The sequence below is a fragment of the Cellulophaga sp. 20_2_10 genome, from assembly GCF_023476645.1.
GTDB lineage: Bacteria > Bacteroidota > Bacteroidia > Flavobacteriales > Flavobacteriaceae > Cellulophaga.
On the sequence record NZ_JAMCOJ010000005.1, the window covers coordinates 69,487 to 93,846 of the forward strand.

Below are 24,360 nucleotides of genomic sequence, written 5' to 3' on the forward strand. Positions count from 1 at the left end.
TTAAACAGTTGGCAATGGTGGCGGTGTATTACCTCCTAAAAATACTTTCAATTCTTCAATCTCTTGTAAAGCTGTCCAACTAGGCATTCCTTGCTTCCATAATAAAGAATCTTTATTTATGGTTCTGTTTGCAAAAAGCTCTTTTAATTTATCAAAAGCAACAGGACCCATTTGTTGTCCGTTTGCAGCATAAAAATACTGTACTTGGGTTGGCATTGGTGGCGGCACCGCGCCTCCCTGTGGCTGTATCGCCGGTTGTTGTTGCATCATTTGAGGATTCATCATTCCGCCCATTTGCTGCGCCATTACAAAGCCCATTCCCATTCCCATACCTGCTCCTGCTGTGCCGCCATCATTCTTGGCAGCAGCTTCAATTGCTTTAGCTGTTTTAAACTGAGTTAACTTTCCTAAATCTATTTTATCTAACCTACTGTACTCAAAAATTTCCTTTTTAAGTTCCTCTGGCATAGAGACATTTTCTATATAGAATTTCTCTAATTCTATACCAATACGCCCAAACTCAGGTTGCATTACCTCTTGGCAGGTTTCAGAAAGCTCTGATGTGTTTGCTGCATATAATTCTATTGGCAAGTTAGCCTCACCAACAGTATCTGTAAAACGCGTTACTATTAAACTTTTTAAGTGCTCATTAACTTCATAATTGGTAAAGTTACCATCGGTACCAACAACATCTACTACAAATTTACCAGCATCTTGTATTCTAAAACTATACGTACCAAATGCTCTAATTTCAGTTAATCCAAAACGAGCATCACTAAGCATAATTGGGTTTTTAGTCCCCCATTTTTCATCTGTAAATAAGCTTGTGCTAACAAAATAAACCTCTGCTTTAAACGGACTATTAAAACCATATTTCCAACCTTTTAAGGTTGTTAAAATTGGTAAGTTTTGTGTATTTAAGGTGTATGTTCCTGGCTTAAAAACATCTGCCAACTGTCCCTCGTTAATAAAAACGGCTACTTGCCCTTCTCTAACAATTAATTGTGCGTTGTTTTTTATTTCGTTTTGGTAACGCTCAAAACGATACACAATGGTATCATCTGTGCTGTTTAACCACTCAATTATATCTATAAATTCGTGACTTAACTTCTTTTTAATTTCATCAAATATTCCCATTCTGGTTGTGTTTTATTTTTAGTCAAAAAAGATAACGTTTTTAGGCCAATTACTCAAACTAAAATTACAAATAGTTCTGCCTGTTATCTTTTTAATTATACTTTACTTTCCTTAAAATTCTGAAAGCTTCTTTTAAAGATTGATAAACTTCTTTGTTATACTTTTTAAGTAGTGGCTTTGCCTTTTCCATTTGCACAAATGCCTCTGGAAAATCATTTAAAAAACAGATTAAATATACATCTGGCAAATGTTTTAAGTCTTCCTCTTCTTGACTGCTTAACTTTTGTTTTTTATCTAACTTATCTACAATAAAATTGGTAGCATTAAAAATATGATGCAGCCCTTTTTTATTGTATCGCGGCGGTTCAAAAATTAAATTACTATGAATAAAATAGGTTCCGTTATCGTTAAAATTTAGAACTACTTTTTCAAACGGATAGTACTTTTGTTCCTTTCCCAAACCTAATTGCACAAATTCTGTTATAGTAAAAGAATCTTCATTAAAGGCTATTGTTATTTCATCTAAGGTAGAATAAAACAGTTTAACTTGCTCGTTAATTAACTCTATATCTACCCTAGAATAATACGTTTTATCTTTTGTTATTTTCTGATTACCTGCCCAACAAACCACAAACTGCTCTTTAAAAACTTTATAGTTACTTGTTAAGTTTTTATGCCTATTATTTATAAAATCTATTACTCCATCTAAAGTTAACTCAATATTATTTTTGGCGTGTTGTTCTATGGTTGCTACAACGTCAGAATTAATATCTTTTAATTCTATTCCGTATGCTTTTGGCATACTAATACTGCCCTCTCTAAAAAAGACAGAACCTCCGTAATACTTCCAAATATTTTTACGCAACACACATACCTTACCATTAGATTTTATAGTAACCAAACCCACGACTTTGCCCTCTGAAAGCTGAGGAAAAGGTATGTTCTCATAAGAAATTAAGGGAGGATTATCTAGATACGCATTTACCAGATTTTGTATTTTACTATCGTCGAAAAAATCTACCCCTACTATTTTATTGTCCTCATCTTCTACACCAATTACAATAAAAGAATTGTTGTTAGGGTTGCTATTGGCAAGAGCACAAACGTGTTTTAAAAATTTTGCTTTTCCTTCTTTTTGTCCAATGTCTATAAAGCGCTTTTTGTCATAAAAACTATTCTCGTCATTATGAGCCAGAAGGTTTTTAACTAAAAGACGCTTGTTAATCATTTTTTAAAAATGTTAATTACAAAATAGAAAATCAATTTTTATTTATAATTGTACTACTTGCTTGCGCGGTACTCATAACTACCAAATCTGCAATATTTACGTGGTATGGCCTTGTAACCACAAAATGTATAATATCCGCAACATCGTTTGGTTGTAATGGTTTAAAACCTTGGTAGACTTTAGCTGCTTTTGCTGTATCTCCCTTAAATCTAACCTCACTAAACTCGGTCTCTACCATTCCTGGATTTACAGCACCAACTCTAATATTAAACGGATTTAAATCTATACGCATACCTTGGTTTATTGCATCTACCGCATGCTTACTGGCACAGTACACATTACCATTTGGATACACCTCTTTCCCTGCTGTAGACCCAATATTTATAATATGTCCGGCTTTTTTAGCTACCATTTTAGGAATTATAGCTTTAGAAACATATAATAAACCTTTAACATTTATATCTAACATAGCGTCCCAATCTTCTAAACTACCTTCTTGTATAGGCTGTAGACCATGTGCATTACCTGCATTATTTATTAAAATATCTACATTAGCAAACTCAAGCGGCAAGCCCTCTATTTGTTCTAAAACTGTAGTTTTGTTACGCACATCAAAATTTAAAGTATGTACCGCAACCTCTTTTTCCAACTCTTTTTTAAGCGCATCTAAACGATCTTGTCTACGCCCACAAAGGACTAAGTCTATATTATTTTTTGCGAAAATTTCAGCTGTTGCTTTGCCAATACCACTTGTAGCACCAGTTATTAGTGCCACTTTGTTTTTTATGTTCATTTTTTATGTTTTAAGGAACAGAATGCCCTTGGCTTGCTTCTAATAAAACAAACCAATCTTCTAACTCTAAATTAATTTCTAAGGCGTTAATAGCAGCTGTTATACGGTCCGGATTTGCAGTGCCAATTACCGGAAAAACTACGGCCGGGTGTTTTAATACCCAAGCCAATAAAAGCTGATCTTCTGTTGCATTGTATTTTTTTGTGAGTCCCTCTAAAGCCTCTTTAATTCTAGTAGTTTTCTCATTTTTCTCTTTAAAATAAGATCCTAAAGAACTCCAAGCCATTGCCATTCTTTTATTTGTAATGCAATCGTCAAAAGTACCATCGTACATAACCCTATTCTGAGTTAAAGAAAACTCTACTTGATTCCCTAAAACAGGAACCGCAGTTTCTATCATTTGTATTTGAGATGGCGAAAAATTAGACACTCCAAAATCTATTATTTTACCTTCTTTTTTTAATTGATAAATAGCTTCTGAAACTTCTAATGGATGCATTAAAGGACTAGGTCTATGTAACAACAAAAAATCTATATAATCAGTTTTTAAATTTTTTAAAGACTGATTAACAGAATTGATAATATACTCCTTGCTGTATTCATAATGGCCAATTTTATTGCTCCTAGCTTCACAAACATGCTGAATTCCACATTTGGTGATAAGTTGCATATCTTTTCTAGAAATGCCACTATTTGCAAAGGCAGCACCAAACATAGCCTCATTTGTATAGCCGCCATAAATATCTGCATGATCAAAAGTAGTTACACCTACAGTTAAGCAATGTTGCATTAATTTAATAATTTCAGATTCAGAAAGTCCTCTGCCCCAGTTTCCCCAGGTCATTGTGCCAGCAATAATTCTTGAGTAGTTTTGTGTTGTTTTCATAATAGCTGTAAAAGTAAAAAATAAAATCACCACCAAATAACAATAGAAAAGGAATAATATTCCGAAGTGTTTAATTATATTAATTTTATATTTTAAAGTTTTTTCTTACATTAATGAATGCTTAATATTAACAAATAACTTGGCTATGAAAAATATCACAGTAACACTTTTATTTTTAACGTCTTTCAATTGCTTTTCTCAACAAGATAATTCTAAAATTGTCCAAGAAATTAAGCAAAGTACTGAATACAAAGAATGGCATTGCTCGTTACTAGCCTATGTCCTTTTTAATAACAAAAAGTTTGATCTTACATTAACAAAGAGTTTAAATAAAAGCACATATTATTACATTTTAAATGAGTTAACAGATAACAAAATTGAAAAAAGTAATATTTTCAATAAAAAACTATCAACTTATAAAATTCAATTCTCGCCATTAGAAATTGAAACCATCTTTATAAAACCAATTATCCAAGAAGCCTCTAACAAATTTAAAGATAGTTAACTAGTATTACCTTTCCTCTACAACAACAAACTCTCTTCTACATTTTATAAGGTAAGTTCTGTAATTTTTCAGGACAACACCTCTAACTTCCTTTTTTACCGTTCTTGTCTGGTTTTCATAACAGTATGTGAAAATTAGAAATTAATTCCTTAAATAGTTCATAATAATAGTAGTATTACGCAACATTTAACCTATTATTAACAGCAGAAACGCAAATAAATTTAGATTTTGCGTGTTATTAAATACTTTTATATTTTGCACAACAATTTTTAATGGCTTATGGAAGAAAATACTACAGTAGATATTAGTGCGGTTAATGAGAAGATAGCTCAAGAAAGTGCTTTTATAGATCTACTAATGCTAGAGATGAACAAAGTAATTGTGGGTCAAAAGCATATGGTAGAACGCCTACTAATTGGGTTGCTTGGTCAAGGTCACATTTTATTAGAAGGTGTTCCCGGACTAGCTAAAACACTTGCAATTAACACGTTATCTAAAGCCGTAAAAGGCAAGTTTAGTAGAATACAATTTACACCAGATCTTTTACCTGCAGATGTTGTAGGTACAATGATTTTTAATATGAAAGAGAATGATTTCTCTATTAAGAAAGGTCCAATTTTTGCAAATTTTGTTTTAGCTGATGAAATTAACAGGGCTCCTGCAAAAGTACAATCAGCTTTACTAGAGGCAATGCAAGAAAAGCAAGTTACTATTGGGGATCAAACTTTTGTTTTAGAAAAGCCCTTTTTAGTAATGGCTACCCAAAACCCAGTAGAGCAAGAAGGTACTTACCCATTGCCAGAAGCACAGGTTGACCGTTTTATGTTAAAAACAGTAATTGATTATCCTAAATTAAACGAGGAACAATTAATTATGCGTCAAAACTTAAAAGGTTCTTATGACGAGGTTAAGCCAGTAGTCACTGTACAGCAAATCTTAAATGCACAAAAAGCAGTTAGGGAAGTCTATATGGATGAGAAGATTGAAAAATACATCTTAGACATAATTTTTGCTACTCGTTACCCAGAAAAATACAATCTAGAAAGCTTAAAGCCACTTATTAGTTTTGGAGCATCCCCGCGTGGTAGTATAAATTTAGCTACTGCAGCAAAATGTTATGCTTTTATAAAACGTAGAGGTTATGTTATTCCTGAAGATGTTAGAGCAATTGTGCATGATGTTTTAAGACACAGAATTGGAATTACATATGAGGCTGAAGCAGAAAATATTACTTCTGAAGAAATCATTAACAAGATTATAAACGAAGTAGAAGTGCCTTAAATCAGTCGTCAGTTATTATATCGCAGTTGCTTTTTTGTTTACATTTTAAACACAGTAACTGAACCTTGTTAATGTACACTGCAATCTGAGAAATGGATACTAAAGAATTACTTAAAAAAGTTCGTAAAATTGAGATAAAGACGAGACGTCTTTCCAACCATATTTTTGGCGGGGAATACCACTCTACGTTTAAAGGACGTGGTATGACGTTTAGTGAGGTACGCCAATACCAATTTGGAGACGATGTGCGCGCCATAGATTGGAACGTAACAGCACGTTATAACGAGCCATACATTAAGGTTTTTGAAGAAGAACGAGAACTTACAATGATGCTTATGGTAGATGTAAGTGGATCTGAAAACTTTGGAACTACCAATCAATTTAAAAAAGATGTTGTTACAGAAATATCTGCTACACTCGCCTTTTCTGCATTGCAAAATAATGACAAGGTTGGGTTAATCTTATTTTCTGATCAAGTAGAACTTTTTATTCCGCCTAAAAAAGGAAAAAGTCACGCACTACGTATTATTAGAGAACTTTTAGAGTTTAAACCTAAAAGCACTAAAACCAACTTAACAGAAGCTTTAAAGTATTTAACCAACGTAATGAAAAAGAAAGCCATTGTTTTTGTGCTATCAGATTTTATTACCGAAGATTATTTACAAACCCTGCGTATAACGGGTAAAAAACATGATGTTACTGGCATACGCATTTATGATGAGCGAGAAGAAACGATACCTAATATTGGTATGGTACAAATGCAAGATGCAGAGACTGGAGCTATACAACTAGTTAATACACAATCTAAAAAAGTAAGACTAGCTTACGGTAAACATTACCAAGACAAAGTGACTTATTTTAAAGAAACATTTACCAAATCTGGTTGTGGAACACTAAGCTGTAGAGTAGATGAGAGTTATGTTAAAAAATTATTAGGCTATTTTAAGCGAAGAGGATAATGACAATTATTAAAGATCAAATAAAGAATAATAGTAACACATTGCTAAAAACAATGTGCGCCCTAGTGTGTCTTTTTTTAGGTTCGTTTACTAGCTACTCGCAAAATAAACCAAAAGTAACGGCAGACATAGACACCACTGCAATAAGAATTGGCGAACAAATAAAGTACACCATTTTAGTAGATGCCGATTCTACAGCACAAGTTATATTTCCTGAAGACCAAACCTTTTCTCCTTTAGAAATGGTTGAAGCATTAGAAATAGACACTACAAAATACAAAGATCGTATAACTCTACAACGTGCGTATGCATTAACTCAGTTCGATTCAGGTGCATACACAATACCAAGACAACGTATAGATGTAAACGGACAAGCTTTTTTCACAGACTCTTTAAGAGTACATGTTGGCACAGTTAAAGTAGATACTTTTGCTCAAAAAATGTACGACATAAAGCCACTTATAGAAGTGCAAAAACCATCTACATTTCCTTGGGTACTTGTTTCTATAATTGCGGTAAGCTTGTTACTTGTTGTCTTTTTAATCTATTGGTTTATTCTACGAAAAAAGCCTTTAACTGAACAAGAAAAAATAGCATTATTACCTCCATATGATCGGGCTTTAATAGAACTTAAAAAATTAGAGAATTCTAAATATATTATTCAGGATGAATACAAAGAGTATTATTCTGAACTTACTACAATTGTACGTTCTTATTTAGAAGAAGATGTAAAAATATCTGCTCTAGAAAGCACAACAGATCAGCTTATAAGCAAATTAGAAATGCTTAAAGATGCCGGACAGCTTAAATTAGACAACGATACAATCTCACAATTTAAGCGTGTTTTACAAACTGCCGATTTGGTAAAGTTTGCTAAGAAAAAACCAGAAACGTCTATTGCAGAGCAAGACCGTATGGCTATTGCACAAATTGTAGAAAAAACACACGAAGCTTTACCAGAACCTACAAAAGAAGAATTGCTTAAGAATGAGGAATACTTAGAAGAACAGGCTCGTAAAAAAGAAAAGAAAAAATGGATTATTGCCATTGCTACTTTTGTTGGCGTATTGCTAATTGCTACTGGTGTTCTTGTAAAAGTTTATGGTTTTAAAACGGTTAAAGACACCGCTTTTGGTCATCCTGTTAAAGAGCTTCTAGAAAGTGACTGGGTACAGAGTTCTTATGGCTACCCACCAATACACATACAAACACCTAAGGTATTGTCTAGACAAACTGTTGATTTACCTGAAGAAGCAAAAGCTGTTATTAAAGAACTACAATTGTTTACATATAATAGCAACAACACGTTATTTGCTGTTAGCGTTTCATCATCAACTTTTGTAAATCCAGAAACAGACCCAGATTTTAATCAGGTTGCTGAAAAAGTCTTACAACAACTAGAGGCTTCTGGCGCTAAAAATATCACAACAAAACAAGAAGAATTTACAACCTTTATATCAGAATCTAAAGGATTAAAAATATATGGTTCAGGCAAATTTAAATCCCCTAAATCTGATGAATTGGTTAACGGAGAATACGCTTTAATTTGTTTTGGAGGCAAAGGTTTTCAGCAGCAAATACTTATCACTTATTTAGCAGACGATAGCTATTCTAAAGAAATTGCAGACCGTATTTTTAATTCAATTGAAGTTAAAGAAGATAAAAAAGAATAAATGTTAGAGAATATCACTTTTGCTAATCCACAGCTTTTTTGGTTGCTATTATTGCTACCCTTGGCTATGCTATGGTATTTCTTTAAACGCAAAGAAGAAACTGCTGCTTTAAAAATATCTAGCACTAAAGGTTTTACCGATACTAGTATTTTAGTCAAGCTAAAGCCACTGCTTTTTATATTTCGTTTGTTGGCTTTGGCGGCCATTATAACTGCTTTAGCAAGACCGCAAACTAAAGATGTATCTACCAGAACAAAAACTACTAAAGGTATAGACATTGTTATGGCTATAGATGTATCTTCTAGTATGTTGGCTAGAGATTTAAAGCCCGACAGGTTAACTGCTCTTAAACAAGTTGCTGCAAAATTTATTAAAAAGAGACCCAACGACCGTATTGGCTTGGTAGCTTATGCTGGCGAAAGTTATACAAAAACACCAATTACTAGTGACAAGTCTATAGTACTATCTTCCTTAAGACAAATTACACACGGACAGTTAGAGGATGGTACTGCAATTGGCATGGGGTTAGCAACTGCGGTAAACAGATTAAAAGACAGCAAGTCTAAAAGTAAAGTTATAATTCTGCTTACAGATGGTGTAAATAATTCTGGTTTTATAGAGCCAAAAACTGCTGCAGATTTAGCTGTAGAATACAAGATAAAAACCTACACTATTGGCCTAGGTACAAATGGAAATGCATTAACGCCTATTGCTTTTAATCCAGACCACACCTATAGATATGGAATGAGGCAAGTAGAGATTGACGAAAAATTACTTGAAGAAATAGCACAAGTTACAGGCGGAAAATATTTTAGAGCCACTGACAACAAAAAGTTAGCTGCTATTTATGATGAAATTAATAAGCTAGAAAAAACAGATATAGAAGAAATTAAATACACCAATTTTGAAGAGAAATTTAGACCTCTAATTCTTTTGGCTTGTATTTTGCTTTTACTAGAATGGGTAATGCGCAACACATTATTTAGAAGTTTTATCTAAACAATAAGATTAAGAAAGACAAATGATACAAATAGACGAAAAATCATATTTCTATTTACTTTTCATCATTCCTGTAATGGTGATCATCTTTGTGCTGCTCCTAATCTGGAAAAAAAGAGCACAAAAGAAATTTGCTAATTCTTATTTATTAAAAAGGTTAACTCCAACAAAATCTAGCTTTAAATCAATCTTAAAGTTTATTGTTTTTATTCTAGGCTTAACATTATTAATTATAGGTTTAACAAACCCTAAGATTGGAACAACGCTAGAAACAGTAAAAAGAGAAGGTGTAGATATTGTATTTGCCGTAGATGTATCTAAAAGTATGTTGGCAGAAGATATAGCGCCAAGTAGATTAGCAAAAGCAAAACGTATAGTATCAGAAGTTATATCACAACTTGGCAGCGACCGTATTGGCATTATAGCCTATGCAGGGCAAGCGTATCCCCAGTTACCAATTACAACAGATTATGGTGCTGCAAAAATGTTTTTACAAGGTTTAAACACCGATATGCTTTCTTCTCAAGGTACAGCTATAAACCAAGCGTTAGATTTAGCATCTACCTATTATGATGATGACGAACAAACCAACAGAGTTTTGTTTATTATTTCTGACGGAGAAGACCATTCTGAAGGTTCTACAACAGGTTCTGTAGAAAAAGCAGTAGACCAAGGTATTAAAATATTTACCATTGGTGTTGGGTCTGAAAAAGGTGCGCCAATTCCTATAAAAAGAAACGGTGTTTTAGAAAGTCTTAAAAAAGATTTACAAGGTGATGTTGTTATTACCAAACTAAACAAAGATGTTCTAGAGGATATTGCAGATGATGGAAACGGACAATATATAGATGGCACAAATACTGAAGCTGCTGTAAAAATTATAAAGGAAGAATTAAATAAAATGGATAAAACCGAGTTTGAAGCCAAACAATTTTCTGAGTACAAAGACCAGTTTCAATGGTTTATTGGTGCAGGATTGTTTTTCTTGTTTTTAGACATTTTTCTTTTAGACCGAAAAACAAAATGGCTTCAAAAACTTAATTTGTTTAACGAAAAAGAAGTAGAATAAATGAAAAAGCTAGTATACATTGTTTTTTTAGCAGGATGCTTTACTTATGCACAAGATGCAGACGTTAAAGAAAAAGAAAAAGCACTAAACATATCTAAAACTCTAACTTGGGAAGCTAATAAAGAGTTGGCTGAAAATAAGTTTGCAGAAGCAGAAGCAAACTATCGAAAAGCTATTTCTAAAAGTAATGGTAATGCTGCCGCACCTTATAACTTAGGTAATGCTTATTACGGTAACGAAACATATAGCGAAGCTTTTGGCCGTTTTAAACAAGCTGGCGAATTAGCTACAAATAAAAAAGATAAACATAAGGCATACCACAACATGGGTAATGTTTTTATGAAAAATAAAGAATACGAAAAAGCAGTAGAAGCTTACAAACAAGCCCTTAGAAACAACCCTACTGATGAGGAAACCAGATACAATTTTGCTTTAGCAAAAGAAATGCTTAAAAAGCAACAAGACGAAGAGAAGAAAAACGACCAAAATAAGGACGATAAAAAAGACAACAAGGAAGACCAAAAAGAAAAAAATAAGGACAAAGAAAAAAACGAAGGAGACGGCGACGATAAAAAAGACGACCAAGGAAAAGACAAGGACAAGAAAGACGGCGAAGATAAAAAAGACAAAGGAGACGAAGGCGATAAAGAGAACAAAGACGATAAGGATGGTAAGGGTGATGATCAGAAAAAAGATCAGAAAAAACCTAATGATAAAGGTGATAAGCCTCAAGAACAACAACAGCAACCAAGACCAAACCAATTGTCTAAACAACAGGTTCAGAACTTGCTAAAAGCAATGCAAAACGAAGAAAAAAAGGTTCAAGAAAAAATGGATGCCAAAAAAGTAAAAGGCGCTAAAGTAAAGAACGAAAAAGATTGGTAGTAGATATAATGAAAACAAAGCTGTACATACTATATATTTTAACTTTTTTTACTGTTTTAGGCGCAAATGCACAAGACAGTAATGTTACGTTTTCTGTAAAGATTAGCAAAGAAAAACTAGGTCTTAACGAAAGGCTTAAAGTTGAATTTACCACAAATAAAGATGGTGATAATTTTACAGCACCAGACTTTAATGGCTTTAATGTTTTAATGGGCCCATCTACAGCTATTAGTAGGTCCTGGAACAATGGTGTTCGTAAATTTTCATTATCGTACTCCTATATTTTACAACCTAATAAAAAAGGGAGCATCACTATAAACCCCGCAACAATTACCATTAGCGGACAATTATACAAGTCAGATGCTAAAACAATAACTGTTACAGAAGCTGTTGTAAACCCTAATGCTCCACCATCTGCAAGCGATATAGCAAAAGAAGGCTTGCACTTAGTAGCCGAAATAACAAAAGGAGACCCCTATTTAAATGAAGCTATAACGGTAGTCTACAAATTATATGTTAGTCCGTCTATTGAGGTTTCTGGATTTCAGGCTGTAGACAACCCAAAATATAATAATTTTTGGAGTCAAGATATTCCTGTAAAAAGATATCTTACCAAAGATGATAAATACAAAGGAGAAGAATATAGATCTGTAATATTAAAACGTGTTGTTTTATATCCACAGAAAACCGGAAAATTAGTATTAGAACCACTTTCTTTAGATGTGGGCGTACAAGTACCTACTCAAGGAAGAGATTTCTTTGGAGGTCCAATATATGCGCAAGCTAATTTAAGAGTTTCTGCAGGAAACAGATTTGTACATGTCAAGGCATTACCCGAGGAAGGAAAACCTGCAGGTTTTACGGGTGCAGTAGGAGATTTTAATTTCTTTGTAACAACAAGTAAAACACACCTAAACGCAGCAGAGTCTTTACAAGCTAAAGTAGAAGTTACAGGTAAAGGAAATTTAAAATTATTTGAAATTCCTACCTTAAACCTACCTGGGTCTTTAGAGGTGTACGACCCTGAACATAATGAAAAAATTAGCACTTCGTACTCTGGTATGGAAGGAAAAATAAGTGATAGCTATACAATTGTACCGCAATACAGAGGTAAATACCCTATACCTTCAATAGCATTCAGTTATTTTAATCCTGCTACTAAAAAATACCACACTTTAAACTCGACCGAGACCGTAATAAATGTATTAGAAGGACCTACAAAAAACGAGGACAAAATAGATACGGCTTCTAACACACCTACTAAACAATCTGTAGAAATAAAAAGTAAGCAGTTTAATTTTATTAAAACAGAAGGGAATTTAAAGCCAATTGATACTAGTTACTTTTTTAATTCTAGAAACTATTATTTATGGTTATTATTACCAATACTACTAATTCCAATTGCCATATTTTTGGGACGTAAAAGAGATGCCATTGCAAAAGACGTCGTTGGTAATAAAGTGAGAAAAGCGAATAGATTAGCTCGTAAATATTTATCTGCCGCTAAGAAAACCTTAGGTAAAAAAGATGCTTTCTATGTTGCTTTAGAAAAAGCGTTACACAACTACTTAAAAGCGAAATTAAAAATTGAAACGTCTGATTTTAGTAAAGATAAAATAACCGAGTTGCTAAATGAAAAAGAAATAGACAAGAGTACAATAGACGGATTTTTATCACTCTTAAAAAATTGTGAAATGGCACGTTATAGTCCATTTTCTAATGTACAAATGAAACAAGATTACGATAAAGCAGGTGAAGTAATTTCACAAATGGATAAACAACTATAATTATGAAAAAGATACTCTTTATACTTGTTTTATGTATTTCATTTTTGGGATACTCCCAAAATAACGACCTATTTAAAAAAGCTACAGAAGCTTATAATGATGGCAAGTATGATACTGCTATAAAAGATTATTTAGCAATAATAGATAATGGCAAACACTCTGCTGAGCTTTATTACAATTTAGGTAACGCCTATTATAAACTTAATAAAGTTGCTCCTAGTATTTATTATTATGAAAAAGCACTGCTACTAAAACCTAATGACCCCGAAATAAAAAACAATTTAGGGTATGCAAAGAATATGACTTTGGATGTTATTAACCCATTACCGGTTACAACCCTAAGATCTACCTACAATAAAGTTATTGGTTATTATACTTTTGATGAATGGGCATACATTAGCATCTTATTTATGCTGCTATTTGTAGTTGCGTACATTGCTTTTAAATTTTTTAATTATGCTACGCAAAAGAGAATCTCTTTTATTGCTAGCACAACTTTTCTCTTTCTTTCTATACTAGCAATAACCGCAGCCTATTTTAATTATTCCGATTTTAAAAAGAATAGGCCAGCCATAGTTTTTAATGAAGAATCTTTGGTTATAGGAGAACCAAACTCTAGAGGTAAAGAAGTTTTTAAGCTGCACCAAGGCACCAAAGTATTTGTCTTAGACCAATTAAAAAACTATTATAAAATTAAACTAATAGACGGAAAAACTGGTTGGATAGAACAAGAAGATCTTAAAGAATTAAAGTAATTTAAAGCTCTAATTTAACTAAATTCTAACTTCTGTTTTATATTTTAGCATCTTCGCTAACACGCAATATGCAAAAAAGAATACTATCATTATTTTTTACAATACTACTAACAGGTTTTATAATTACTCCTGCGGTATTGCTTACTGTTGATGATTCTATAGACATAACTATCTTTTATAATGCTGGTGAAGAAGAAGAAAATGTAAATGTTTTAAACCTAGAAGATTTTAACATAGCTAAAAAAGTAGAACTCGCCTTTTTTAAACCAAAAAAAGACTTGTACACGCCAATGTATTACTTCAAAAATTACCAAAAACCACAGCTAATCCTTTTAGTACCTCCTCCAGAAGTAAATTAATTTTAGGTTATATTTTTGACAAATCTTTGTCTATATTGTATACACCCTAAAAGTATTATTCTATTTTTATTTAATAATTTAACCAGAGCAATTTTACTTGCTCTAAATAATAGATCTCTATACAGAGATTACTTGTTGTATTCTACTTTGAATAAAACAATATGAGATTACAAAAACTTACTTATGAAAGCACATACTAAAGAAACACAATCTACAATGACCCCAGAAAAATCATTGAGATTTTTAAAAGAAGGAAACCAAAGATTTCAAAATAACCTAAAAGCACACAGAAACTTACTAGAGCAAGTAAACGACACTAGTGACGGCCAGTTCCCATTTGCAACTATTTTAAGCTGTATAGACTCAAGAGTCTCTGCAGAGTTGGTTTTTGACCAAGGTTTAGGAGATATTTTTAGTGTGCGTATTGCAGGTAACTTTGTTAACCAAGATATTTTAGGTAGTATGGAGTTTGGCTGTAAACTAGCAGGCACTAAACTTATTGTTGTTTTAGGGCACACAAGTTGTGGCGCAATTAAAGGGGCTTGCGACAATGCAAAATTAGGGAACTTAACTGCAATGTTAGCTAAAATTAAGCCAGCTGTAAATGCTGTTACAGAGCCAAAAGATGAAAGCTTGCGTAACTCTAAAAACCTAGACTTTGTAGATCATGTTGCAGAAAAAAACGTATTGCTAACTATAGATAGAATTGTAGCCGAAAGTGATGTTCTTGCAGAAATGCAAAAAAATGGTGAAGTAAAAATTGTTGGTGCCATGTACGATATTAATTCTGGTGAAGTAAAATTTTTAGATTAACACAAAAATTTTTAAGCTATAACAAACTACAATTTAGCAGTTCTAGCATTTTTATTGTATATTTTATAAATCGTTAGTTCGTATTAAGTCATCAAAATTTAATCGTTCTAAAAATCATTTTAACAATATGAAAAATCTTTTCTCTAACATAAAAGGGGATGTTTTTGGTGGCATTACCGCAGGTATTGTGGCACTACCACTAGCTTTAGCCTTTGGTGTTAGTTCTGGTCTTGGCCCAGCAGCCGGATTATACGGAGCTATATTTATAAGTTTTTTTGCTGCCCTTTTTGGTGGCACTAGCACACAAATTTCTGGACCTACAGCACCTATGACTGCGGTAAGTATGGTGGTTATTGCAAGTATCATTGCTGTTCATGACGGCGATGTAGAAACAGCTTTACCCTACATATTAACCGTATTTATTTTAGCCGGGTTAATGCAAATTACCCTTGGCTTACTTGGTATGGGTAAATACATAAAATATATTCCATACCCTGTTGTATCTGGTTTTATGACGGCTATTGGTGTCATCATTTTAATAACCCAAATACTACCTGCTATTGGATATTACCCTAAAGAAGATACGGATTTAGTCAATAGTTTTAAACCACAAGCTGAAGAAGTAATTTTAGAAAACATACTTAAAGAAGAAGCTGGCGAAGGTATTTTAGTTTTAGAAAACTTTAAAGAAACAATTACAAGAGCCAGTTCTGTATCTCAAGAAGATATGATGAAAGAGGCTAAAACGCTAGCTGCTAAAGAGGCTTCTGGAGTATTAGGCGCTTTTAAAGTATTTCCAAGGGCCATACATCAAATTAACTGGTTAGAGCTCGCATTAGCATTAGCAACAATACTAATTATATATGGATTTAAGCGCATCACTACCGCTGTACCAAGTACATTGGTAGCACTTATATCCGTTTCTGCCGTAGCCTTTTTATTTAAACTACCATATAGGCGAATTGAAGAAATTCCTTCTGACATTCCAACGCCAAACTTAGAAATTTTCTCTCAGTTTAGTATAACATCTCTAACTCCCTATGTTTTTACTGCTTTAACATTAGCACTTTTAGGCGCTATAGATTCCCTACTAACATCTGTTGTCGCAGATAATATGACAAAGACAAAACACAAACCAAACAAAGAGTTAATTGGCCAAGGTATTGGTAACACAATAGCTGCTATTTTCAATGGTATTCCTGGTGCTGGTGCAACAATACGTACTGTGGTGAATATTAATTCTGGTGGAAAAACCAAATTATCTGGTATGGTTGCAGGTGTTTTACTTTTGGTTGTTTTATTAGCCTTAGGACCTATTGCTTCTGAAATTCCAGCTGGTGTTTTAGCAGGTATTTTAATTACTGTAGGTATCGGCGTTATGGATTACAAAGGCTTAAAAGCTATTCCTAGTTTGCCGCGCGATTTAAAAATTGGTCCACTTAAAGTAAGCTCAGAAGTTATAATAATGCTTGTTGTATTGGTGCTTTCCTCAACTTGGAACTTAGTGTATGCCGTAGGTATTGGACTTGTTATTGCATCCTTAATGTTTATGAAAAAAATTGGCGACTTAACCGCAGAACGCTCTGATGTTAAATCGCTCTTACAAGAAAAAGCCTGGAAAGATGAAGCTAACTTTCCTGTAAATTTAAAAGAAGAAGTCTTTATTAAACATATAAAAGGTCCTTTATTCTTTGGTTCTACTAGTGATTTTCAGCAACTGGCAAGTCAAATTCCAACTACAGCAAACACTGTAATTATTAGAACAGGTAGAATGCAGTATATGGACCAGTCAGGCTTGTATGCTATGGAAGACGTTTTAGTAGACTTAAGAAAGAACAATATAAATGTACTCTTTGTTAATTTATTAAAACAACCTAGATATATGATGGAACGTATAGACATAATTCCAGACTTAATACCCAAAGAGCATATTTTTACTAGTTTTGATGCTGCCGTACAGTGGACTAAAGAAAATGTAGAAGATAAACACTAGAGTAGTTACAAAACATTAATTAATACAATCCAATACGGGAATAATTGCTAAATTTGCCCCGTATTGGATTTTTTGTGTTATGATAGATGAAATAAAAAAACATATTGCCTTAGTTAACGAGTTTACATCGACAGACTTAGACGCAATAGAAAGTTTTAGAATAAAATATTTAGGTAAAAAAGGATTATTAAATGACTTCTTTGCCGAGTTTAAAAACGTTCCTAACGAACAAAAAAAGGAGTTTGGACAAACTATAAACGAGCTAAAAAATGCTGCAACAGATAAAGTTAACTCTTTAAAAGATGCATTAGCTAGCACAACAGCCAGTGATAGTGTTTATGGTGACTTAACACGCCCAGGACAACCAATGTCTATTGGTGCAAGACACCCAATATCTATAGTTAAAAATCAGATTATAGAGATTTTTTCTAGAATAGGCTTTAATGTTTCTGAAGGTCCAGAGATTGAAGACGATTGGCACAACTTTACTGCACTTAACTTGCCAGAATATCACCCAGCAAGAGATATGCAAGACACATTCTTTATACAAACCAATCCAGATGTGTTGTTGCGTACGCACACATCATCTGTACAGGTTAGGTATATGGAAAACAACAAGCCACCTATACGTACAATTTCTCCGGGTAGAGTATACAGAAACGAAGCAATTTCTGCTCGTTCTCACTGCTTTTTCCATCAAATAGAAGGTTTATATATAGACAAAGATGTTTCGTTTGCAGATTTAAAACAAACATTACAATTTTTTACGACAGAGCTTTTTGGTAAATCTAAGATTCGTTTGCGTCCATCATACTTTCCATTTACAGAGCCTAGTGCAGAAGTAGATGTGTATTGGGGACTAGAAACAGAGTCCGACTATAAAATTACCAAAGGAACCGGTTGGTTAGAAATTGGTGGTTGTGGTATGGTAGATCCTAATGTACTTAAAAACTGTGGTATTGACCCAGAAGAATACTCTGGCTTTGCCTTTGGTGTTGGTATAGATCGTATTGCTATGTTATTACACCAAATTACAGATATTCGTTTGTTAAGTGAAAACGATGTACGCTTTTTAGAACAGTTTAAAAGCGCCTTGTAAAACTACTTAAAGTTATAAATTGATGAAAAAAGACATCATAATACCTGTTGTTAAAGATGTAAACGTTGCTATTATACACGAGTTTAACAAAGAGTTTTTAGACAAGGAATGGAATGCTTATGTACTTAACAACAGAGCAGAACCTATAGAAATGGTTCTTATTGTGTCTAAGGGATATGATGATGATAAGCTAACCTCTACAATGAGACATTCTATTGCCAGTTTAGAAGGTAATTCGTATGCCAAAGTAGAAATGTTGCAAGAAGATGTTTTACAACTAAACAATGAGTTTTTTGTAACCTTCTTTGCTGATAATAAACTTTTTGAAAAACGTTTCTTTTTTGAAAAGAACACAGTTACCGAAGCAAATTTAACTACAATTCCATTAATTGAAAAAGACGGAATATTAGCAAAATAATAGCCTTAAGAAAACATAGGAATATTTATTTTTAAGTTACATTCGCACTTTTTAAAAAAACTAAGATATTACCTATGAGCAGTACTACTAAATTTGAAGGATTAGAAATTATTGGAGCAGAAGAATGGTGCGTTTTTAGCGACCTAGGAATACCAGCTGTAAAAGCACGTGTAGATTCTGGCGCAAAAACATCATCTATACAAGCAAATAATGTAAAAATCTACAACAAAGGTTCTGAAGAATGGGTAAGGTTTGAGGTAAATCCAATACAAGAAAATAGAAGTGTAACTATTACTTGTGAGGCTCCTTTAGTAGACCGTAGAACCGTAAAAAGTTCTGTTGGTATTTCTGAGGAACGCTTGGTAGTAAGAGCAGATGTTAAATTAGGGGAGAATGTGTATAGTATAGAACTTACACTTGCCAACAGAGATACTATGGAGTACCGTATGCTTTTAGGTCGCGAGGCTTTAAATCAACGTTATATAGTTAACCCTGCAGAAAGCTATTGTGTGCAAAACTTTACTGAAGAAGAAATTCAGAAAAAATATGCATCTCATATGGCAGAAAAATCTGGATTAACTATTGCTTTATTAGCTAGTAATCCAAATTTATATAGCAATAAGAGAATTGTAGAAGCTGGTGAAGCTAGAGGACATGAAGTTGTTTTTTTAAATGTAGAAAACGCTTATATGAAACTAGATACAAAGTCACCACAAATACGTTACAGAGGTGGTAATGTTTTAAATAAATTTGATGCTGTTATTCCTAGGATTAAGCCATCTGTTACTTTTTATGGCTGTGCATTAATTAGACAATTTGATAATCTTGGAGTGTATTGTTTAAACACTGCAGAAGCCATTACACAGTCTAGAGATAAATTATTTGCATCTCAGCTATTCTCTAAAAACGATATTGACATTCCTATTACAGGTTTTGCAAAATCTCCAATGGACACCAAAGACCTTATACATATGGTTAATGGTGCACCACTAATTATTAAATTATTAGAAAGCACACAAGGTAAAGGTGTTGTTTTAGCAGAAACAAATAAAGCGGCGGAGAGTGTTATTAACGCTTTTAAAAGTGTGCAGACAAACATTCTAGTACAAGAATTTATTAAAGAAGCTAACGGCCAAGATATACGTTGTTTTGTAGTTAATGGTAAAGTTGTGGCATCTATGCAACGCCAAGCTCAAAAAGGAGAATTTAGAGCCAACATTCACCAAGGAGGTATAGCATCACTAATTAAAATAACTGCTGAAGAACGCAAACTTGCTGTAAAAGCTGCAAAAATATTAAACCTTGCTGTTGCTGGTGTAGATATTATACGCTCTAACAAAGGACCTTTATTATTAGAAGTAAATTCTTCTCCAGGATTAGAAGGCATAGAGGCAGCTACTGGTTTAGATATAGCTAATGTTATGATTAAGTCTATTGAGAAAAAACTGAATTACACCTCTAACTAAATCAAAAGAAATACAACTAAAAAAGTCTAGTAAAATTTACTAGCCTTTTTTAGTTTTTACAAGCTCCATTTTTTAAAAGGTTTTTTACTTAACTGGGAGTTATAGTATTTAATATCTCCAGTGACTTCTTCCCCTAGCCAATATGGCTTCACAAACTCTTCATCCTCATCTTTTAGTTCTACTTCCGCAACAATTAAACCTTCGTTGTCACTAAAAAACTCATCAACCTCATACAAGTGCTTTGCAACAGGAACATTGTATCGTATCTTATCAATCACTCCTTCTTCGCAAAGTTTAAGTAATGCTTCAGCTTCTTTGATTGGTATTTCCTTTTCCCACTCAAACCTAGATGTTCCTGTACGGTTAGACTTCCCTTTTATAGTTAAAAAGCCTTTATCCCCTTTTATTCGGACCCTAACCGTACGCTCTGGATCTGTATTTAAAAAACCCTGTACTATTCTTTTTTCTGTTATCGCTTCCGTTTTAAAAGCATCACTCTTCACTAAAAACTTACGTTCTATTTCTAACATTCTATTCTTTTCCTAATTCCTTAATCTTATCAGATTGTATTTTTGTGGCGTTTTCTTCATTATTTCCTAACCAAACCATAGCCTTTGCAATTGTTTCTGGGTGTATTGGTTTGTATTTTTTTAGAGATCCAATTAATAAAAACTGAAACACCTTTAAAAACTGTTTTGCCAACCACTCTCCCAACCTTTTTTCCTTTCTTTTTCCTGCTATTAAAGACGGTTGTAATATATATGTTTTTGGTATTTGTAACGCAATTACATCATCTTCCATCTGGCCTTTTATTTTATTATAAAAAACAGAACTAGATGCATTTGCACCTAATGCAGATATCACCATAAACGTATTAATATTATTTTCTTTACATAATTTTGCGGCTTGTACAGGTATGCCGTAATCTATGTTTTTATAGGTTTCTTTGTCTGGAGTTTTAGCCTTTGTAGTTCCGATACAGCAATATACCTCATCTGCAGTAAAGCTACTTTTATGTTTTTCTAGGTCCTGAAGATCCACTAAATATTCATCAATTTTTGGATGTGTAAAACCACTTACAGATCTAGAAAATAGCTTTATTTTTGCATAGGCATTATGGTGTGTTAATAAAGACACCAATGCACTACCAGTTACACCGGTTGCACCCAAGACAATAGCTGTTTTTTCTTTTGTTTTCATCAACCTAAATATACCGTAAATTTGTGTATGACCAAGGATTTACCTTTACGAAAAATTATTCATGTAGATATGGATGCCTTTTACGCATCTGTAGAGCAGCTAGATAATCCTGAGCTTATTGGTAAGCCATTGGCTGTTGGTGGTGGCGAAAAAAGAGGTGTGGTTTCTGCTGCCAGCTATGAGGCTCGCAAGTTTGGTGTACGCTCTGCTATGAGTGGCTATATGGCAAAACGTAACTGTCCAGATTTAATTTTTGTGCCCCCTAGATTTGATAGATATAAGGAGATATCGCAAAAAATTAGAGCCATTTTTTACGACTATACAGATCTTGTAGAACCGCTTTCTTTAGACGAGGCATACTTAGATGTTACTGTAAATAAAAAAGGAAACCCATCTGCATCTTTACTCGCAAAGGAAATTAGACAACGTATTTTTAATGAGTTAGGACTTACCGCTTCTGCTGGTATTTCTATCAATAAATTCATTGCTAAAGTTGCTAGTGATTACAACAAACCAAACGGGCAAAAAACGGTTAATCCTGAAGAAGTTTTTTCATTTCTAGAAGAACTAGAAATTCGTAAATTTTATGGTGTTGGTAAAGTTACGGCAGAAAAAATGTACAAAGTTGGTGTTTTTACCGGCTTAGATCTTAAAAATAAAACCTTAGAGTTTTTAGAAAAACATTTTGGTAAAAGTGGCGCCTATTATTACCACGTAGTTAGAGGCATACATAACAGCCCAGTTAAACCTAACAGAATACCAAAGTCTGTTGGTGCAGAACGTACTTTTAATGAAAATTTAAGTAGTGAAGTTTTTATGTTAGAGCGATTAGAAAATATTGCTGGTGAATTAGAACGCCGACTTAAGAAAACTAAAATTGCAGGCAAAACAATTACTTTAAAAATAAAATATAGCGATTTTACATTACAAACCAGAAGTAAAACTATTCCTTATTTTATAGCAGATAAAGACCTAATACTAGAAATTGCCAAAGAATTATTATACCAAGAAAAGCTTGAAAATTCGGTACGTTTACTAGGTATTTCATTAGCAAATTTAAACACTTCAGACAAGAAAAAACCTGAACAAGAGAGTATTAGCGTGCAATTGAAGTTTCTATTTTAATTGATTAGTTTACACAAAGTTTAACCTATTTTAACGCTTTAAAAGGTATTAATCTATTAATTTTGTAGGGTAACTAGATTTTTAATTTAAAACACAATAATATGGCAAGTTTAAGATTAGGTGATGAAGCACCAAATTTTACTGCAGATAGTTCTGTAGGAACAATAAATTTATATGATTATTTAGGTGATAGCTGGGGAATTCTTTTTTCTCACCCTGCAGACTTTACACCAGTTTGTACTACAGAATTAGGTACTGCTGCACAATTTAAAGATGAGTTTGATAAGCGTAACGTAAAAATGATTGCGTTAAGCGTAGATGGTGCCGAGTCTCATAAAGAATGGATTAAAGATATTAATGAAGTACAAAATACTACAGTTACTTTTCCTATAATTGCAGATGAGGATAAAAAAGTATCTACTTTGTATGATATGATTCACCCTAATGCTGATAGCAGTTTAACTGTGCGTTCTGTGTTTATTATTGGCCCAGATAAAAAAGTTAAATTAACACTTACATACCCTGCATCTACAGGTCGTAATTTTTACGAGTTGTTACGTGTAATAGACTCTTTACAATTAACTGCAAACCATAAAGTAGCTACACCAGCTAACTGGAAAAATGGCGAAAAAGTAGTTGTTAGTCCGGCTATTGCGACCAGTGATGCCATAAAAATATTTCCAAAAGGAGTAGAAGAAATTAAACCTTATTTAAGGATGACACCAGACCCTACTGCCTAACACAAGTTGTTTGTATAAAACCTGGCTCTAGTATTCATTTTGTTTACTAGAGCTATTTTTTTTGTAGTAAATTTAACCCTCCTAAATTTACGGTTTATGGTAACTGCTGAAGAAAAATTAAAAGAACGTATTAAAGAGCTTACTTGTTTGTATGACGTTACTTCTATTATAGTTAATTGCGATTATAATGAGGTTGAAGTTGGTTTACGTGCTATTGTATTTTGTTTAAAAAATGCGTGGCAACATACAGAAGACACCTATGTGGTTCTAAAGACTGACGATTATTCTATCACTTCTAAAAAAGAGCACAACGACTATGTTTTTTTAACATCTGCTATTACTCTTTTTAATAAAGAAATTGGAACTATAAAAGTTGGATACCCTTCTAAAAAATACAGTGTTTTAGATTTTCTTGAAGAAGAACAACAGCTCTTAAACAATGTATGTTTAGAGGTAGGAAACCTACTTGAGCGAAAAGAAATTAAAGAAAACGAAATTCTAATTAAAAGACAAGTAGAACAGTCTGATAGGTTACGTATTTTAGGAGAAATTACAGCTGGTATTGCTCACGAATTAAATACACCACTAGCAAATATACTTGGTTTTGCAGAGCTCTTAAAAGACAGAACAAAAGAAGACAAACAAGCAACCAAAGATCTAGATAAAATAATAAATAGCGCTATTTACTCTAGAGAAGTGGTGAAAAAATTAATGTTTTTTGCTTGCGAAATGCCGCAACAAAAAAGTCTAGTAAATATTATTCCTATTTGTAAAGAAGCGATAGAATTACTTAAACCTATTCTAAAAACAAAAAGTATCGCTATTAATACGACCTCTAGCAATCCTGAAATTGCTTTAAAAATAGATCGTATACAACTTACTCAAGTACTTTTCAACCTGGTCATAAATGCCATTTATTTTTCTAAGGAAAAGGGAATCATCGACCTAGAAATTAAAGATAAATCTGCTACTGTAGAAATACATATTAAAGACCAAGGCTCTGGTATTGACCCAAAATTAGGAAATAAAATTTTTGAACCTTTTTTCACTACCAAACCTGTTGGTGATGGGTCCGGACTAGGATTAAGTGTGGTGCATGGTATTATTAAAAGTCATAAAGGAAACATAAGCTATAGCGCAAATACACCTAAGGGCACTATATTTACTGTTACAATTCCAAAATTGTAGAA

General features: G+C 33.1%; 24 protein-coding genes. 18 read left to right on the top strand and 6 right to left on the bottom strand.

Annotated features, from left to right (window positions below; translation table 11 throughout):
• The 4 genes from M4I21_RS11060 to M4I21_RS11075 form a co-directional block, all read right to left on the bottom strand.
• A complete protein-coding gene (locus tag M4I21_RS11060) occupies positions 1–1,137 on the bottom strand; it encodes an SPFH domain-containing protein (RefSeq protein ID WP_249559225.1) in 1,137 nt (378 codons plus the stop codon).
• A gap of 91 nt (positions 1,138–1,228) precedes the next feature.
• The gene (locus M4I21_RS11065) at positions 1,229–2,365 is read right to left on the bottom strand and encodes an ATP-binding protein (protein ID WP_249559226.1); all 1,137 of its coding nucleotides are present in this window, start codon (positions 2,363–2,365) and stop codon (positions 1,229–1,231) included.
• Between the two features lie 31 nt (positions 2,366–2,396).
• Positions 2,397–3,158, bottom strand: a complete 762-nt coding sequence (locus M4I21_RS11070) for an SDR family NAD(P)-dependent oxidoreductase (protein WP_249559227.1) — start codon at positions 3,156–3,158, stop codon at positions 2,397–2,399.
• Positions 3,159–3,168: 10 nt separating this feature from the next.
• Entirely contained in the window at positions 3,169–4,044 is an 876-nt protein-coding gene (locus M4I21_RS11075) for an aldo/keto reductase (protein ID WP_249559228.1), read from the bottom strand.
• Positions 4,045–4,189: 145 nt separating this feature from the next.
• Here M4I21_RS11075 and M4I21_RS11080 point away from each other — a divergent pair, with 145 nt between their 5' ends.
• From M4I21_RS11080 to rimK, 15 genes are all read left to right on the top strand, one after another.
• On the top strand, positions 4,190–4,549 hold the full coding sequence (locus M4I21_RS11080; protein ID WP_249559229.1) for a hypothetical protein: 360 nt from the start codon (positions 4,190–4,192) through the stop codon (positions 4,547–4,549).
• A gap of 279 nt (positions 4,550–4,828) precedes the next feature.
• Entirely contained in the window at positions 4,829–5,830 is a 1,002-nt protein-coding gene (locus tag M4I21_RS11085; RefSeq protein WP_249559230.1) for an AAA family ATPase, read from the top strand.
• A gap of 92 nt (positions 5,831–5,922) precedes the next feature.
• A complete protein-coding gene (locus tag M4I21_RS11090) occupies positions 5,923–6,789 on the top strand; it encodes a DUF58 domain-containing protein (RefSeq protein ID WP_249559231.1) in 867 nt (288 codons plus the stop codon).
• Positions 6,789–8,462 carry a hypothetical protein gene (locus M4I21_RS11095; protein WP_249559232.1) on the top strand — a complete coding sequence of 558 codons (1,674 nt, stop codon included), beginning with the start codon at positions 6,789–6,791 and terminating at the stop codon, positions 8,460–8,462. The genes M4I21_RS11090 and M4I21_RS11095 overlap by 1 nt, the downstream gene beginning before the upstream one ends.
• Positions 8,463–9,461 carry a vWA domain-containing protein gene (locus M4I21_RS11100; protein WP_249559233.1) on the top strand — a complete coding sequence of 333 codons (999 nt, stop codon included), beginning with the start codon at positions 8,463–8,465 and terminating at the stop codon, positions 9,459–9,461.
• Between the two features lie 22 nt (positions 9,462–9,483).
• Positions 9,484–10,530, top strand: coding sequence for a VWA domain-containing protein (locus M4I21_RS11105; protein ID WP_249559234.1), 1,047 nt, complete (start codon positions 9,484–9,486; stop codon positions 10,528–10,530).
• Positions 10,531–11,415, top strand: a complete 885-nt coding sequence (locus M4I21_RS11110) for a tetratricopeptide repeat protein (RefSeq protein WP_249559235.1) — start codon at positions 10,531–10,533, stop codon at positions 11,413–11,415.
• A gap of 8 nt (positions 11,416–11,423) precedes the next feature.
• Positions 11,424–13,202 (top strand): BatD family protein, encoded by a 1,779-nt coding sequence (locus M4I21_RS11115; protein ID WP_249559236.1) that lies wholly within the window; start codon positions 11,424–11,426, stop codon positions 13,200–13,202.
• A gap of 2 nt (positions 13,203–13,204) precedes the next feature.
• The gene (locus tag M4I21_RS11120) at positions 13,205–13,957 is read left to right on the top strand and encodes a tetratricopeptide repeat protein (protein ID WP_249559237.1); all 753 of its coding nucleotides are present in this window, start codon (positions 13,205–13,207) and stop codon (positions 13,955–13,957) included.
• A 68-nt stretch (positions 13,958–14,025) separates the two neighbouring features.
• Positions 14,026–14,316 carry a hypothetical protein gene (locus M4I21_RS11125; RefSeq protein ID WP_249559238.1) on the top strand — a complete coding sequence of 97 codons (291 nt, stop codon included), beginning with the start codon at positions 14,026–14,028 and terminating at the stop codon, positions 14,314–14,316.
• Positions 14,317–14,499: 183 nt separating this feature from the next.
• Positions 14,500–15,129, top strand: a complete 630-nt coding sequence (locus tag M4I21_RS11130) for a carbonic anhydrase family protein (RefSeq protein ID WP_249559239.1) — start codon at positions 14,500–14,502, stop codon at positions 15,127–15,129.
• A 127-nt stretch (positions 15,130–15,256) separates the two neighbouring features.
• Positions 15,257–17,122: a SulP family inorganic anion transporter gene (locus tag M4I21_RS11135; RefSeq protein WP_249559240.1), complete on the top strand. Its 1,866-nt coding sequence runs from the start codon at positions 15,257–15,259 to the stop codon at positions 17,120–17,122.
• Between the two features lie 79 nt (positions 17,123–17,201).
• A complete protein-coding gene (gene pheS / locus M4I21_RS11140; RefSeq protein ID WP_072303886.1) occupies positions 17,202–18,221 on the top strand; it encodes a phenylalanine--tRNA ligase subunit alpha in 1,020 nt (339 codons plus the stop codon).
• Between the two features lie 22 nt (positions 18,222–18,243).
• The gene (locus M4I21_RS11145; protein WP_249559241.1) at positions 18,244–18,639 is read left to right on the top strand and encodes a hypothetical protein; all 396 of its coding nucleotides are present in this window, start codon (positions 18,244–18,246) and stop codon (positions 18,637–18,639) included.
• Between the two features lie 74 nt (positions 18,640–18,713).
• Positions 18,714–20,105, top strand: a complete 1,392-nt coding sequence (gene rimK / locus M4I21_RS11150) for a 30S ribosomal protein S6--L-glutamate ligase (protein WP_249559242.1) — start codon at positions 18,714–18,716, stop codon at positions 20,103–20,105.
• A gap of 56 nt (positions 20,106–20,161) precedes the next feature.
• Here rimK and M4I21_RS11155 read toward each other — a convergent pair whose 3' ends face one another.
• On the bottom strand, positions 20,162–20,635 hold the full coding sequence (locus M4I21_RS11155; RefSeq protein WP_249559243.1) for a CYTH domain-containing protein: 474 nt from the start codon (positions 20,633–20,635) through the stop codon (positions 20,162–20,164).
• A 1-nt stretch (position 20,636) separates the two neighbouring features.
• Positions 20,637–21,305 carry an NAD(P)H-binding protein gene (locus tag M4I21_RS11160; protein ID WP_249559244.1) on the bottom strand — a complete coding sequence of 223 codons (669 nt, stop codon included), beginning with the start codon at positions 21,303–21,305 and terminating at the stop codon, positions 20,637–20,639.
• A gap of 27 nt (positions 21,306–21,332) precedes the next feature.
• Between M4I21_RS11160 and dinB the strand changes: the two genes are divergently transcribed.
• From dinB to M4I21_RS11175, 3 genes are all read left to right on the top strand, one after another.
• Positions 21,333–22,430 (top strand): DNA polymerase IV, encoded by a 1,098-nt coding sequence (dinB, locus tag M4I21_RS11165; RefSeq protein WP_249559245.1) that lies wholly within the window; start codon positions 21,333–21,335, stop codon positions 22,428–22,430.
• 101 nt (positions 22,431–22,531) lie between these two features.
• Entirely contained in the window at positions 22,532–23,170 is a 639-nt protein-coding gene (locus M4I21_RS11170) for a peroxiredoxin (RefSeq protein WP_249559246.1), read from the top strand.
• Between the two features lie 96 nt (positions 23,171–23,266).
• Positions 23,267–24,358, top strand: a complete 1,092-nt coding sequence (locus M4I21_RS11175; protein ID WP_249559247.1) for a sensor histidine kinase — start codon at positions 23,267–23,269, stop codon at positions 24,356–24,358.
• Positions 24,359–24,360: the final 2 nt, after the last annotated feature.

Excerpts from the sequence above, each read along its gene's own strand:
- M4I21_RS11125 (WP_249559238.1), top strand. The coding sequence starts at position 14,026 with ATGCAAAAAAGAATACTATCATTATTTTTTACAATACTACTAACAGGT.
- M4I21_RS11155 (WP_249559243.1), bottom strand. The coding sequence starts at position 20,635 with ATGTTAGAAATAGAACGTAAGTTTTTAGTGAAGAGTGATGCTTTTAAA.
- M4I21_RS11110 (WP_249559235.1), top strand. The coding sequence starts at position 10,531 with ATGAAAAAGCTAGTATACATTGTTTTTTTAGCAGGATGCTTTACTTAT.
- M4I21_RS11145 (WP_249559241.1), top strand. The coding sequence starts at position 18,244 with ATGAAAAAAGACATCATAATACCTGTTGTTAAAGATGTAAACGTTGCT.
- dinB (WP_249559245.1), top strand. The coding sequence starts at position 21,333 with ATGACCAAGGATTTACCTTTACGAAAAATTATTCATGTAGATATGGAT.
- pheS (WP_072303886.1), top strand. The coding sequence starts at position 17,202 with ATGATAGATGAAATAAAAAAACATATTGCCTTAGTTAACGAGTTTACA.
- M4I21_RS11175 (WP_249559247.1), top strand. The coding sequence starts at position 23,267 with ATGGTAACTGCTGAAGAAAAATTAAAAGAACGTATTAAAGAGCTTACT.
- M4I21_RS11085 (WP_249559230.1), top strand. The coding sequence starts at position 4,829 with ATGGAAGAAAATACTACAGTAGATATTAGTGCGGTTAATGAGAAGATA.
- M4I21_RS11170 (WP_249559246.1), top strand. The coding sequence starts at position 22,532 with ATGGCAAGTTTAAGATTAGGTGATGAAGCACCAAATTTTACTGCAGAT.
- M4I21_RS11065 (WP_249559226.1), bottom strand. The coding sequence starts at position 2,365 with ATGATTAACAAGCGTCTTTTAGTTAAAAACCTTCTGGCTCATAATGAC.
- rimK (WP_249559242.1), top strand. The coding sequence starts at position 18,714 with ATGAGCAGTACTACTAAATTTGAAGGATTAGAAATTATTGGAGCAGAA.
- M4I21_RS11075 (WP_249559228.1), bottom strand. The coding sequence starts at position 4,044 with ATGAAAACAACACAAAACTACTCAAGAATTATTGCTGGCACAATGACC.
- M4I21_RS11090 (WP_249559231.1), top strand. The coding sequence starts at position 5,923 with ATGGATACTAAAGAATTACTTAAAAAAGTTCGTAAAATTGAGATAAAG.
- M4I21_RS11105 (WP_249559234.1), top strand. The coding sequence starts at position 9,484 with ATGATACAAATAGACGAAAAATCATATTTCTATTTACTTTTCATCATT.
- M4I21_RS11160 (WP_249559244.1), bottom strand. The coding sequence starts at position 21,305 with ATGAAAACAAAAGAAAAAACAGCTATTGTCTTGGGTGCAACCGGTGTA.
- M4I21_RS11115 (WP_249559236.1), top strand. The coding sequence starts at position 11,424 with ATGAAAACAAAGCTGTACATACTATATATTTTAACTTTTTTTACTGTT.
- M4I21_RS11060 (WP_249559225.1), bottom strand. The coding sequence starts at position 1,137 with ATGGGAATATTTGATGAAATTAAAAAGAAGTTAAGTCACGAATTTATA.
- M4I21_RS11130 (WP_249559239.1), top strand. The coding sequence starts at position 14,500 with ATGAAAGCACATACTAAAGAAACACAATCTACAATGACCCCAGAAAAA.
- M4I21_RS11120 (WP_249559237.1), top strand. The coding sequence starts at position 13,205 with ATGAAAAAGATACTCTTTATACTTGTTTTATGTATTTCATTTTTGGGA.
- M4I21_RS11080 (WP_249559229.1), top strand. The coding sequence starts at position 4,190 with ATGAAAAATATCACAGTAACACTTTTATTTTTAACGTCTTTCAATTGC.
- M4I21_RS11100 (WP_249559233.1), top strand. The coding sequence starts at position 8,463 with ATGTTAGAGAATATCACTTTTGCTAATCCACAGCTTTTTTGGTTGCTA.
- M4I21_RS11095 (WP_249559232.1), top strand. The coding sequence starts at position 6,789 with ATGACAATTATTAAAGATCAAATAAAGAATAATAGTAACACATTGCTA.
- M4I21_RS11135 (WP_249559240.1), top strand. The coding sequence starts at position 15,257 with ATGAAAAATCTTTTCTCTAACATAAAAGGGGATGTTTTTGGTGGCATT.
- M4I21_RS11070 (WP_249559227.1), bottom strand. The coding sequence starts at position 3,158 with ATGAACATAAAAAACAAAGTGGCACTAATAACTGGTGCTACAAGTGGT.